Annotated in this window: 9 protein-coding genes; 6 read left to right on the plus strand and 3 right to left on the minus strand. The window is 38.4% G+C overall.

What is annotated here, in order from left to right:
* Window positions 1-167: 167 nt before the first annotated feature.
* Window positions 168-3,497 carry an SNF2-related protein gene (locus tag ACK1JC_RS06675; RefSeq protein WP_409511085.1) on the minus strand — a complete coding sequence of 1,110 codons (3,330 nt, stop codon included), beginning with the start codon at window positions 3,495-3,497 and terminating at the stop codon, window positions 168-170.
* 216 nt (window positions 3,498-3,713) lie between these two features.
* Between ACK1JC_RS06675 and ACK1JC_RS06680 the strand changes: the two genes are divergently transcribed.
* The gene (locus ACK1JC_RS06680; RefSeq protein ID WP_409511086.1) at window positions 3,714-4,877 is read left to right on the plus strand and encodes an acyl-CoA dehydrogenase family protein; all 1,164 of its coding nucleotides are present in this window, start codon (window positions 3,714-3,716) and stop codon (window positions 4,875-4,877) included.
* 127 nt (window positions 4,878-5,004) lie between these two features.
* On the opposite strand, the gene ACK1JC_RS06685 is transcribed toward ACK1JC_RS06680, so the two are convergent.
* Both ACK1JC_RS06685 and ACK1JC_RS06690 read right to left on the minus strand, forming a co-directional pair.
* Entirely contained in the window at window positions 5,005-5,727 is a 723-nt protein-coding gene (locus ACK1JC_RS06685; protein ID WP_409511087.1) for a CatB-related O-acetyltransferase, read from the minus strand.
* A 168-nt stretch (window positions 5,728-5,895) separates the two neighbouring features.
* Window positions 5,896-6,498, minus strand: a complete 603-nt coding sequence (locus ACK1JC_RS06690) for a TetR/AcrR family transcriptional regulator (RefSeq protein ID WP_409511088.1) — start codon at window positions 6,496-6,498, stop codon at window positions 5,896-5,898.
* Between the two features lie 180 nt (window positions 6,499-6,678).
* Between ACK1JC_RS06690 and ACK1JC_RS06695 the strand changes: the two genes are divergently transcribed.
* From ACK1JC_RS06695 to ACK1JC_RS06715, 5 genes are all read left to right on the plus strand, one after another.
* Entirely contained in the window at window positions 6,679-8,469 is a 1,791-nt protein-coding gene (locus ACK1JC_RS06695) for an acyclic terpene utilization AtuA family protein (protein ID WP_409511089.1), read from the plus strand.
* A gap of 162 nt (window positions 8,470-8,631) precedes the next feature.
* On the plus strand, window positions 8,632-9,528 hold the full coding sequence (locus ACK1JC_RS06700) for an SDR family oxidoreductase (RefSeq protein ID WP_409511090.1): 897 nt from the start codon (window positions 8,632-8,634) through the stop codon (window positions 9,526-9,528).
* Window positions 9,529-9,547: 19 nt separating this feature from the next.
* Complete coding sequence (locus tag ACK1JC_RS06705; protein ID WP_409511091.1) at window positions 9,548-11,161, plus strand: acyl-CoA carboxylase subunit beta; 1,614 nt, start codon at window positions 9,548-9,550, stop codon at window positions 11,159-11,161.
* Between the two features lie 124 nt (window positions 11,162-11,285).
* On the plus strand, window positions 11,286-12,443 hold the full coding sequence (locus ACK1JC_RS06710; RefSeq protein WP_409511092.1) for an acyl-CoA dehydrogenase family protein: 1,158 nt from the start codon (window positions 11,286-11,288) through the stop codon (window positions 12,441-12,443).
* A 10-nt stretch (window positions 12,444-12,453) separates the two neighbouring features.
* A complete protein-coding gene (locus tag ACK1JC_RS06715) occupies window positions 12,454-13,281 on the plus strand; it encodes an enoyl-CoA hydratase/isomerase family protein (protein WP_409511093.1) in 828 nt (275 codons plus the stop codon).
* Window positions 13,282-13,301 lie beyond the last annotated feature (20 nt).

Genomic DNA, 13,301 nt, shown 5'->3' on the forward strand with positions numbered 1-13,301 from the left:
CCCATGTGAGAGTAAGTCATCGCCAGCTTTTAAATCTAAAACACCCTCTGTCATAAGACAGAGGGTGTTTTTTATTGTCAGGGGAAAGGGCTATAGTACATTGCAGGCAGCCGCTGAAATGGCCGATCAGCAAAAAATTGTTGAGTATTTAATGAACTTATAAGGTCTTAATCTAATAAGCTCATGACGTCATTTTCAGACAATTTAACTTCATTTTCATGATCAATACTGAGAATAGATTGGGTTAGATTAGCTTTGTTTTTTTGTAAAGCAAGTATTTTTTCTTCAATACTTTGATTAGTAATTAATTTATAAACAAAGACTGGTTTTTTTTGGCCAATACGCCAAGCACGATCAGAGGCTTGATCTTCAGCAGCAGGATTCCACCAAGGATCATAATGAATAACTGTGTCTGCAGCGGTGAGGTTTAAACCAACACCACCTGCTTTCAAGCTAATTAAGAAAACAGGAATATCTCCAGTTTGAAATTCTGTGATGACTTGATCACGTTTTTTCGTTTGTCCTATCAGTTTAACTGTTGGAATATTGAGTATTTTTAATTGGTTTTCAATAATTTGTAACATTGTTGTAAATTGTGAAAAAATCAAAATTTTACGACCTTCTTCAACCATATCTTGAACCATTTGCAATAAGTGGTCTAATTTTGCTGATTCAATATTTTGATTTTTGACATTATCCAATTGTAAAAGTGCAGGGTGACAGCAGACTTGTCGAAGTTTCAGTAACGCACTGAGAATTTGAATCTGACTACGATGAAAGCCCTTAGTTGCAATTAGCTCACGTATATTTTTTTGCATGGTTGCACGAACAGCCTCATAAAGTTTGGACTGTTGTTCATTCAAATCAATATTGACTTCAATCATGGTTTTTTCAGGAAGCTCTTTGGCAACTTCAGTTTTTAAACGGCGTAACATGAAGGGTTTAATACGAGAAATGAGCTTACTTTTAATACTTAGGTCGGCATTTTTTTCGATTGGTTTGCGATATGTTTTATTAAAAACATCCTGGCTATAGAGAAAGCCAGGCATTAAGAAATGGAATAATGACCAAAGTTCACCTAAGTGGTTTTCCATAGGTGTACCTGTTAAGCAAAGTCGATGTTTTACATTAAGTTGTCGGACAACTTGTGATGCTTTAGCTCGTGGATTTTTAATGTTTTGGGCCTCATCTAAAATGAGCATATGATATTGATGAGATAAGAAAAACTCTTCATCACGGGCTAAAAGTGGGTAAGTGCTGAGAATGATATCGGCATCATAGATTTGGTCAAAGAAGTTTTGACGATCATGACCTTGTAGTACTAAGACTTTTAATTCAGGTGTGAATTTTTCAGCTTCTTTACGCCAATTATGCATTAAAGATGTAGGGGCAATAATGAGAGCAGGATACTGCTCTAATCGACCTGCTTGTTTTTCAATGAGTAAATGTGCAAGTGTCTGTGCCGTCTTACCTAAGCCCATATCATCGGCAAGAATGCCACCATGCTCAGTTTCACGTAAAAACTGTAACCACGCCAAACCTTGTTGTTGATAATGACGCAATTCACCTTGAAAACCTTGTGGTGTGGCAATCTGTTGTTGATAGCTTGTTTGTAGTTTATGTGCAAAGGTTTTTAAACGTTCATTACTGTGCCAAGGCATACCTAAATGATGTTCTAAATTTAAGAATTGTGTAGCTTCATATTGATCAATTGCGTTTGATTTCGGATAACGTAAAATATCTTTTAAATAACTTAGAATGGGCTTGATATCTTTGATGCTGAGTGCAAGTTGTGTTTCATTTTCAGTGATAGGAACAAGAAAAAACTCATCTTCTTTAAGTTGATCAATATATTGATCTTCAAGTAAATGGGGATTGGACTGTATGACATAGCCAAGCAGTTCGATGAGATTGTAGGTTTGACCTTGGCTGTCTTGAATGGTTGCACCGACATTAAACCAATCTTGTTTTTGATCAGATTCAGTTAATAATAATTGTAAATTATGCGTGGCATTTAAGTTAAATAAACTATTTTTATGATGATCAACTTGCCACCCGAGTAGGGCAATTTTATTTTTAGGAATCAGTTGGTTGATCCAAATATTAGGATTTGCACAAACAATTGAATTTTCGGTGACATTATCAAAAGCAGGACGTTTACTCTTAGTGATTTGAGTGAGCCACTTTAATGATGGGATGGCTTCTTTTAGGGTGTCAATCGCATCTTTTTCTAAGGCTAAATCACGCTGTTGACGCACAGTTTGTTCATTGACTTGAGCAATAAAATAATGATCGGGAGAACCCTTTTTAATACGGCCCGCTGGATATTCAAACTCAATTTCAGCCATCGCATAATGATGCATCTGTCCTAAACGATCATATTGTGAAAAATAACCGAACTTTAAAATAGGTGCCGGCTTTCCAGTTTGAGTTGGTATATTGAGTATAGATTGTGCCTGTGGTAAATAAGCAAAAGCAGAGTAAGGCTGAATCGTTTGTTTAAATTCAGCCAATATTTCCACAGGCATTTGTGGCATATCCATCAATTCATTAATCATTTCACTTGAATAAGATGATTCAAGCATACCCACTTGATTATTGAGTGTATCTAAATAGCAAAGTGGATGAGAATGAATAATATAAATTTGCTGACAATGTTCTATTGAAAGGGGGGCATGCTGTGCATCAAAGAATTGTGCTGTGAGTTTTTCAGTCTTATTTTGAGGATGAGCTTGCCAATTGAATTCAAGCTGATAGTTGTGATCAGACCAAGTTAATATCGGATGTGTCGTATTTAGTGCATAGCAAGTACCACTTTGAATCGCAGTTTTGAGCTGTTCTTGGTAAATGCCTGAAATATCCCATGTTGGTGGATAATAATGTGCATTTGGAAAATTTAATTTGGCAAAAAAATACAAATGGCTAAAGATTTTTTTTTCTTCAGAACTTACTTTTAAGCGTTCGTTGAGAACATTATCATAACTAATATAAGGTGTCGTATCTCGAATTTGCCCATCTTTGGTACGTCGTACTTTATAAATACTAATGTGTAGTTGTTGGCTATTATTTTTTGGCTGAAACACATAAATAAGTTGATGTTGCGATTCAGTTTTAACTTGAGCCAATTGTTGTTTAAATTGATCTAACCATACTTTTGCAGTGTGATGGTTTTGTTGTTGTGAATTTTGCTGAGGTTGATTGAGATTACTTTGTTCTAAATTTTGTCGATCATAAAAATAACGGGCTAAAGCCGCTGCATGTTTACAATCATATCCGACAGGACAACTACAATCAGTGTCAATAATCGCTTGTTTCAATGGGCTAAAAATGAGGGTGGTATCATAACGATAGCTTCCTATAATACGTGCTTCAACCACAATATTTTGGCGATCTTGATACATTTCGAGTGATTTAAAATCAATTTTTCCGACATAACTGATACTGCGTTGCAGTGTTGCAGTGTTAAATCGTGCTAAAAACTGATCCAGTGTCATCATGAATTTAAAACATAAATAGTGAAAAATATTACTCTTAGTCTAGCGTAGTTTTATCATCGAGAATGCATTAAAGATGGTAGATTGTTGATTTTTTGATTGACTAAAAATAACAATTAGTTTGTTTTAAAAGATGATTTCTGCAACTTAAAAAGCCTAAAAATCTGTCAGTATAGATTTCTGAATGATTCGTACAAAAACGTAAGGATGCTGAAAATAATGAAACCTAATCCAATTTACTATACAGATCAACATTTTGCATTTGCAGATTCCGTTCGTAAATTTGTCCAAAAAGAATTGATGCCACATATTAATGAATGGGAGGAAGCTGAAACCTTTCCACGCGAGCTTTATCAAAAAACAGCGGATATTGGTTTGCTTGGTTTAGGTTTTGATGAAAATTATGGTGGCATAGCAGGGACAGATGCCTTTCATGTGTTGTTATCATCCATTGAGCTTGCAAAAACAGGATCAGGTGGGTTATGTGCATCACTATTATCACATTCAATTGGTGCCCCCCCGATTAATCATTTTGCCTCGGCTGAAATTAAACAAGCTGTACTGACGAAAATTTTATCGGGAGAAAAAATTTCGGCTTTAGCCATTACTGAGCCGACAGGTGGTTCAGATGTTGCAGCATTACAAACCAAAGCGGTTCGTGATGGTGATGACTATATTGTCACTGGTGAAAAGACATTTATTACCTCGGGTATTCGTGCCGATTATTACACCGTAGCAGTGCGAACTGATCCTGAGGCCAAAGGGCCTAATGGTATTTCAATGTTATTAATTGATGCGCATAGTGCAGGTATTACCAAATCTAAACTCGATAAGATGGGGTGGTGGGCTTCAGATACCGCACATTTACATTTTGATAACGTACGAGTCCCTGCGAAAAATTTACTGGGTGCAGAAAATATGGGCTTCCTAGTCATCATGAATAATTTCAACATGGAGCGTTTTTTCCTTGCCGCAAGTAGTTATGGTTTTGCATTGGTCTGTTATGAGGAAGCTTTGGAGTGGGCACAGCAACGAAAAACGTTTGGCAAGCGCTTGGTTGATCATCAAGTGGTACGACATAAATTGGTAGACATGGCGACACGTTTAACCACGACTTTGGCTTTACTTGAAGATACGGCGTACCGTTTAGGACGAGCTGATATGCAGGGTAGTGAATTGATTGCACAAATTTGTATGCTGAAAAATGTTGCGACACAAACTATGCAATTTTGTGCTGATGCATCTGTGCAGACATTAGGTGGTATGGGCTTTATGCGAGGGATTAAATCTGAACGGATCTACCGTGATGTTAAAGTGAATATGATCGGTGGTGGGGCGGAAGAAATTATGAAGGATCTAGCGAGCCGTCAATTAGGATTTTGATTGCGGTTAAAATCAGTTAAATCTTTATTTTCAGAGTTGAAGTGTATTTTAGAAAATACACTTTAATCAGAATTCAATTGAGGTGTTTTGGTAAGTTAATAATTTTTCAAAAATTTAACTTATTTTTCTATTTTAGAATAAGTGGAGTCAAATTTAAGGGAGTTAGAGATTCAATATTGTCATTAAATTGATCGATAAATGTTTCAATATTGGTAATGTCGTATTGTTGAAAATCCGTGAATGCGTAATTCCACCATTGTAATGCTAACAATTTTTGAATATGTGTTTCACTGAAACGATATTTAATTATTTTTGCAGGATTTCCACCAACAATAGCGTAAGGAGGGACATCTTTGGTGACAACAGAGTTTGCAGCAATGACAGCACCTGTGCCTATATTTAAATTTTGTTTTAACACCACACGGGCACCAATCCAAACATCATGTCCGATATTTAAGCCTTCTTGATTTGTTCGAGGTAAAATTCGTGCATGTTGTTCAGTTTGGGTATCTGCTAAAAACTTTTGATAAATAATAAAATTTTTATCGTAAGTTGTTGAAGATGTGGTTAACCATTCATATGGATGTCTGAACCCCATGAGTTTTACGTCTGCTGCAATTGAACAATATCTACCAATTTTAGTTTTTATTGAAAATTTTGACCATGAGTAGGAAAAAGCGCCCATTTCCCATAAGTGATTGCCAACCATAAATGCACTATAAGGTTCTATTTTTGCACCAACTAAATAATTAAGTTCATCGGTATTTTTAAATCGTTCTGTGCCTGATGATTGAAAAAAAATATTATGTGTGATTAAGCTATTTTTTAAATTTTCATAGGTATTTTTCATGTCATTCCTATTGGTAAAGTTATTAATTTATATGTATTAGTTAAAATAATTTATAAAAATGTTTTGAAGTTTCATCATAACATGATGTTTAAAGCTGATATTTTAAAAATTAACCTTATTATTCTTTTTGAATGAGAGCATAATTTTATTGTAATAATTGATTTAATTTTAGTGGCTTATAGCCATTTCCCATACCATTTCCGTCAATTCATCTATGCTTATTTTACCATTTGGATTATACCAAGTCACCGTCCAAGCAATCGCACCACCCATTAAACGACGCCAAATAAAAGTATCATGCTTAATTTTGCCAAGTTTACGTAACTGATGAATCACTTCAAACCAAATATCTTCATAAGCATTACGCATTTTGAGTAATTCATTTTGACGCTCTTGCGATAAAGCTTGCCATTCATAAACCAAAACAGCCATTGCGGATCCTGTATCTCCTGTAATGGAAATTAACTCAGCTTTGATTAAATTTTTCAGTTGTTGTTCAGGATCATCTGATTGTTGAATGGCATCTAAAAGACGATCATGGTTATAAATAATGGTTTGTTTCATCACATTGGCAAGAATATCATCCTTGCTTGTAAAGTGATGAAATAAGCTACCTGACTGAATACCAATGAAATTTGCTAATTCTCGAACTGTTGTTTTCGCATAGCCTTGCTTGTGAAACAGATAAGCTGCACCAAGCAATAGACGACCTTTAGGGCTGTAATCGAAACAGGCAATCGGTTGAATATCATTGATAGAAGCAGCAATCATTTTTTAGATATTTCCTACAAAATTTAAATATTTATAAGGTGATGATGTGTAGATTGAACACATTGGTCATTACAGCATAACATTTTGCACTTTACAAACCAAGCGCTTGCTTGGTATAAAATGAAGTATAAATTTTATTCACAATAAGCAAAATAAGTTCATCACGAAATAGGTGTGAAAATGGAAGATCAACGTATTGTCAAAATTGGATGTGCTTCTGGTTTCTGGGGAGATACCAATACGGCAGCTTTCCAATTGGTGCATTTGTCCGATATTAATTATCTCGTTTTCGATTACCTTTCAGAAATCACCATGTCGATTATGGCAAAGGCTATGATGACCAATCCTGAACATGGTTATGCCTTGGATTTTGTCAGTCGTGTCATGGCACCATTGATCAAAAAAATCAGTGATAAAAAAATTAAAGTGATTAGTAATGCAGGCGGTGTAAATCCGTTGGCATGTCGTGATGCTTTGCAAAAAGTCATTGAAGCACAAGGGTTAGATATTAAAGTAGCTGTGGTTTTAGGCGATGATTTGATGCCAAATCAAGCTGAACTAAAAAACCAAAACATCAAAGAAATGTTTAGTGGTGAGGATTTACCAAATCATTTGGCAAGCTGTAATGCTTATCTCGGTGCGATTCCCATTCGTGATGCTTTAGATGCAGGTGCAGATATTGTCATCACAGGTCGTGTTGTAGATTCTGCGGTGGCATTAGCACCATTATTACATGAGTATAAATGGTCGCCCGAAGATTATGACAAGCTTTCGCAAGGTTCATTGGCAGGGCATATTATTGAATGTGGTGCGCAATGTACAGGTGGAAATTTTACTGACTGGCGCTTAGTTGAAGGCTTTGACAATATGGGCTTCCCCATTGTTGAAGTAAAAGAAGATGCATCGTTCATTGTGACAAAGCCAAATGGCACAGGTGGTCTAGTTTCAACAGCAACGGTTGCAGAGCAAATTGTCTATGAAATTGGCAACCCTCAAGCCTATTTATTACCCGATGTAAGCTGTGATTTTAGCCAAGTAAAATTGGAACAAGTCGGTGAGCATCGTGTTGCGGTAACGGGTGCAACAGGTCGTGCGCCTACACAACAATATAAAGTCAGTGCAACCTATCCTGATGGTTATCGTGTCTTAGTTAGTTTCTTAATTGCAGGGCGTGAAGCACCTGCCAAAGCACAAGTTATTGCTGATGCAATATTGACGAAGTGTGAACGTATTTTAGCTTTGCGTTCTGTCCCTGCATTTCAAGAAAAATCGGTTGAAATTCTTGGAATTGAAAGTACTTATGGTGCAAATGCTCGTCATACAGACAGTCGTGAAGTTGTAGTGAAAATCGCAGTTAAACATATGTTTAAAGAAGCATGTATGTTCTTTGCTTCGGAAATTGCACAAGCCTCTACAGGGATGGCACCTGCCTTGGCGGGTATAGTTGGTGGTCGTCCAAAAGCATCACCAGTGATTAAACTTTTTTCATTCCTTGCTGATAAATCAAAACTAAATATTGAAATAGACATCAATGGTCAACGTCAAAAAGTCGTAATTCCTCAAGGTTCAGCAGAGCAGTCATTTACACAACTACCAATCGGTGAAGTTGCTCAATTTACAGGTGATGAAGTTGAGATTGCATTGGTTGATATTGCCCATGCACGTAGTGGTGATAAAGGTAATCACAGCAATATTGGTGTGATTGCACGTCAGCCTAAGTTTTTACCATGGATTCGTGCCAATTTAACCGATGAGAATGTCACGAAATATATGCAACACGTGCTTAATCCTGAAACAAGCAAAATTATTCGCTATGAAATTGAAGGGCTTAATGCCTTAAATATTCTATTGGAAAATGCTTTAGGTGGTGGGGGAATTGCCAGTTTACGCATCGACCCACAAGGTAAAGCCTTTGCACAACAGTTGTTGGATATGCCTGTGAAAGTGCCGAAGGGATTGATTGGGAATTAGTAGAGAATATGAAAGTCCCCTCTTTTTAAAGGGGGACTTAGGGGGATTATTTTTATTTAAAAACACCTCACCCTTGCGAACTCAGAATATCTTCTGAGGATTCTCATCTCCTATGAGGAGAGGGGGCTATGGAAATCAAAGAAAACAAATTGGAAATAAAAAATGCAATATAACTCAATCTTTAGATCAGATGCTTTTCAAGATAAAGTCATTATTGTCACAGGTGGTGGCTCAGGCATTGGACGTTGTACAGCGCATGAATTGGCATCTTTGGGCGCACAAGTGGTCATTACAGGACGTAAAATTGAAAAACTACAAAATGTAAGTGCTGAAATTTTAGAAGATGGTGGCAAAGTCCATTTCATTGTGTGTGATAACCGCGAAGAGCAACAAGTCAAAGACATGATTGCAGAGGTTATCGAAAAATATGGCAAGCTGGATAGTTTAGTGAATAACGCAGGGGGACAGTTTCCCTCTGGCTTAGACAGTATTTCTGCCAATGGTTTTGATGCCGTGGTACGCAACAATTTACATTCTACCTTTTATCTAATGAAAGAAGCCTATAACCAATGGATGTCGAAACATGGTGGCAATATTGTCAATATGGCGGCAGATATGTGGGGCGGTATGCCAGGAATGGGACATTCAGGTGCTGCACGTTCAGGCGTAGACAATTTGACCAAAACCGCTTCAGTGGAGTGGGGACATGCAGGCGTACGAGTGAATTGTGTCGCACCTGGGTGGATTATTTCATCAGGAATGGACAATTATTCAGGTGACTTTGCCAAATTTATTATCCCAAGTTTGGCAGGCAACGTACCTCTCAAACGGATGGGGACAGAGTCAGAAGTATCTTCTGCCATTTGTTATTTACTATCAGATGCCGCAGGTTTTATTTCGGGAATGACCATTCGGATTGATGGTGCAGCATCACAAGGTACACGTATGTATCCGCTTGCCGATGCTAAAAATAGCCATTCGTTTAATGGTTTTCATCGTGCATTTATTCCCGATGTTTTAAAAGATGGGCTTGGCAAAGAAGCACAAGATTCCAAATAAGGACAAGGACTAAAAGAAGATGACCATTCTACAATCTGAAATTGCGGTGGGCAGTGAACAATATGAGCAAAATAAAGCCCATATGCTCAGCCAACTCGATGAAGTGAAAGCGGTACAGAATAAGAGTTTTGAGAAGTCTTATGCAGTTAAATCCAAGTTTGATAAAAAAGGTAAAATTTTACCGCATGAACGTGTCCGTTTAGTCCTTGATGCCAATTCTCCTTTTGTTGAATTGTGTGGATTGGTCGGTTACCAAATGCATGATGATAAAGATGGCTCAGAAGCGGGTGGTGGCATTATTGCAGGAATTGGTTTTGTCAGCGGTGTGCGTTGTTTGGTTTCAGCAAGTAATAGTGCCATTAAAGGTGGAACAATATCGCCAATGGGGGTACATAAAACCTTACGTCTGCAAAAAGTTGCTTTAGAACAAAAACTTCCGATGCTGACGTTGTCTGAAAGTGGAGGTGCAAACCTCAATTATGCAGCAGAAGTCTTTACTCAAGGCGGCATGACTTTTGCCAATCAAGCACGTATGTCTGCGGCAGGTATTCCACAATTGTCGGTTGTACATGGCAATGCAACGGCAGGCGGTGCATATCAACCAGGTTTATCTGATTATGTGATTACCATTCGTAAGCAAACGGAAATGCTTCTTGCAGGGCCACCGTTATTGATGGCGGCAACAGGTGAAGTGGCAACGGCAGAGGAGTTGGGCGGTGCGGAAATGCATGCGCAAGTAGCAGGAACAGCAGAATATTTGGCGGAAAATGATGCCGATGGTATTCGAATTGCTCGTGAAGTTATTGAGCATTTAAATTGGAAAGAGCAGGTCAATACAACGAAAAAGCAATATCAAGAACCTCGTTATGCGACAGAGGAGTTGCTTGGCATTATTCCCAATAATCCGAAACAACCTTTTGATATGAAAGATGTGATTGCCCGTTTGGTCGATGATTCAGATTTTCTAGAATTTAAACAAGAATATGATGATTTAACCGTGTGCGGTTGGGCAAAAATGGGTGGCTTGCATGTGGGGATTATTACCAATAATGGACCAATTACACCGCATGGTGCTGCCAAAACTGCACAATTTATTCATTTGTGCGAACAGACCCAACGTCCACTCTTATTTTTACATAACACCACAGGTTTTATGGTCGGAACGGATGCGGAACAAAACGGAATCATCAAACATGGATCTAAGCTGATTCAAGCGGTTGCCAATACAACAGTGCCTAAAATTTCGGTTGTAGTTGCAGGGTCGTATGGTGCGGGTAACTATGCAATGTGTGGGCGTAGTTTGTCGCCTGATTTTATATTTGCATGGCCAAATTCTCATGTGGCGGTGATGGGTTCAGCGCAAGCAGGCAAGGTACTTCGTATTGTGGCGGAAGGGAAACAACGTGCTTCAGGTATGGAGCCAAATGAACAAATGCTCGATTTTTTGGAACAAAGTACAGCGATGAAGTTAGAACAACAATCGACAGCTTTGTTTAATACAGCAATGTTACATGATGATGGCATTATTGATCCGAGAGATACCCGTAAAGTGTTGATATTTTTACTTGAAACCATTGATGAAGCATCAAAACGTCAACTGAATCCAACACGTTTTGGCGTATCGCGATTTTAATTTTAAGAGCATTCACCTTGCGAAGCTTTGCTTCTCATCTCCTAAAAGAGAGGGAGTAGACGGTCTAAGAAGCTGAAACTACTAACAAAATTTTGGAAATAATTAGTATATACAGGATAAAACAATGAAATTTACACCAGAACATGAAGCGTTACGCCGTACAACACGTCAGTTTGTTGAAACTGAATTGAATCCATTTATCCCAACATGGGAAGCTGAAGGCAAATTCCCGATCCATGAAGTTTTTAAGAAAATGGCGGATTTGGGCTTATTGGGTATTTGTAAGCCTGAAGAAAATGGTGGCTCAGGACTCGATTATTCTTACAACTTGGTGGTTGCCGAAGAATTAGGTCGTGCTGCCTGTGGCGGTGTACCTTTAGCGATTGGTGTACAGACGGACATGGCAACACCCGCATTGGCACGTTTTGGTAGCAAGGAATTGCGTGATGAGTTTTTAACGCCTGCTGTTGCAGGGGAATACGTGGCTGCAATAGCAGTCTCAGAAGTACATGCAGGTTCAGACGTTGCAGCCATTAAAACCACAGCGAAAAAAGACGGTGATGATTATGTGATTAATGGCAGTAAGATGTGGATTACCAACTCACTCCAAGCCGATTTCTTTTGCTTACTTGCCAATACTTCCGATGACAAACCACATGTTAATAAGTCGATGATTATTGTTCCTGCAAAGACTCAAGGCATAAGTTTTTCTGAGCCACTGAATAAATTAGGCATGCGTTCAACCACTACTGCCGAAGTATATTTAGACAATGTCCGTGTGCCACAACGTAATTTGGTTGGTGCAGAAGGCATGGGCTTTATGATGCAAATGATGCAATTCCAAGAAGAACGCATGTGGGCGGCTGCCAATGCAATTGGCGGTTTAGAAAGCGTTATTCAACAGACCATTCAATACACAAAAGAGCGTCATACATTTGGGCAACCACTGATTAATAATCAATATGTACATTTTCGTTTTGCCGAGTTAATGACTGAAGTTGAAGCTTTACGTGCACTGACCTATCGTGCCTGTGATATTCATGTTGATGGTGGTAATGCCACCGAAATTGCTTCGATGGCTAAGCTTAAAGCAGGGCGTTTAACCCGTGAAGTTGCTGACAGTTGTCTACAATTTTGGGGTGGTAATGGCTTCATGTGGGACAACCCAGCATCGCAACTTTATCGTGATGGTCGTTTGGGTTCAATAGGCGGTGGAGCAGATGAAATCATGCTCGGCATTATTTGTAAATTGATGGATATTTTACCATCTAAGCGTAAATAAGGAGATGACGATGACTCTTCCACAGATATTATCAGCACTACAGCTAGATGACAGTATTGAATTGGATTTTGCCGAAGGAATTTTATCGCTTTATTTAAATCGACCAGAAAGTCGTAATGCTATGAGCCTGAATATGGTCAAAGCCATTCAGCAGGTATTTAGCAGTATTGAACATGATGTGAGTATTCGTGCGGTAGTTTTACGGGGTAAAGATGGGCACTTTTGCTCAGGTGGCGACATTAAAGATATGGCACAGTTGCGTGTAGATGCCACAAGTGCAGGTTCAAATCAGCCTTATGTTGAGTTTAACCGTCAGTTTGGTCGTATGCTTGAACAGGTTGATCAAGCACCACAAACGGTTGTAGTCGTTTTAGAAGGTGCTGTTTTGGGTGGTGGTTTTGGATTGGCATGTGTTTCTGATGTGGCAATTAGTCGTTCAGATGTCACCTTTGGTTTACCTGAAACAGGGCTAGGGATTATTCCTGCGCAAATTGCACCCTTTGTAGTTAAGCGTATTGGTTTGACTCATACACGTCGTTTGGCTTTGCTAGGTAAACGTTTTAAAGGCTCAGAAGCATTGCATATGGGACTTGTGCATGAAGTGGTTGAAAATGAAGTTGCACTTGAATTAGCACTGCATGATGTTCTGATTCAAATTCGCCGTACAGCACCACATGCATCACGGGCGACCAAAGCTTTATTACATAAAACATTGAATGAGCCATTAAAAACTTTACTTGATGATGCTGCTCAACTTTTTGCAGACGCGGTGAGTAGTGAGGAAGGTATGGAAGGCACGATGGCATTTGTACAAAAGCGTGAACCAAATTGGATGTAAGCGCAGACAAAAATGAAAAA

The organism is Acinetobacter sp. TY2, from assembly GCF_046269225.1.
In the GTDB taxonomy this organism is placed as follows: Bacteria; Pseudomonadota; Gammaproteobacteria; order Pseudomonadales; family Moraxellaceae; genus Acinetobacter.

Excerpts from the sequence above, each read along its gene's own strand:
- ACK1JC_RS06675 (WP_409511085.1), bottom strand. The coding sequence starts at position 3,497 with ATGATGACACTGGATCAGTTTTTAGCACGATTTAACACTGCAACACTG.
- ACK1JC_RS06680 (WP_409511086.1), top strand. The coding sequence starts at position 3,714 with ATGAAACCTAATCCAATTTACTATACAGATCAACATTTTGCATTTGCA.
- ACK1JC_RS06685 (WP_409511087.1), bottom strand. The coding sequence starts at position 5,727 with ATGAAAAATACCTATGAAAATTTAAAAAATAGCTTAATCACACATAAT.
- ACK1JC_RS06690 (WP_409511088.1), bottom strand. The coding sequence starts at position 6,498 with ATGATTGCTGCTTCTATCAATGATATTCAACCGATTGCCTGTTTCGAT.
- ACK1JC_RS06695 (WP_409511089.1), top strand. The coding sequence starts at position 6,679 with ATGGAAGATCAACGTATTGTCAAAATTGGATGTGCTTCTGGTTTCTGG.
- ACK1JC_RS06700 (WP_409511090.1), top strand. The coding sequence starts at position 8,632 with ATGCAATATAACTCAATCTTTAGATCAGATGCTTTTCAAGATAAAGTC.
- ACK1JC_RS06705 (WP_409511091.1), top strand. The coding sequence starts at position 9,548 with ATGACCATTCTACAATCTGAAATTGCGGTGGGCAGTGAACAATATGAG.
- ACK1JC_RS06710 (WP_409511092.1), top strand. The coding sequence starts at position 11,286 with ATGAAATTTACACCAGAACATGAAGCGTTACGCCGTACAACACGTCAG.
- ACK1JC_RS06715 (WP_409511093.1), top strand. The coding sequence starts at position 12,454 with ATGACTCTTCCACAGATATTATCAGCACTACAGCTAGATGACAGTATT.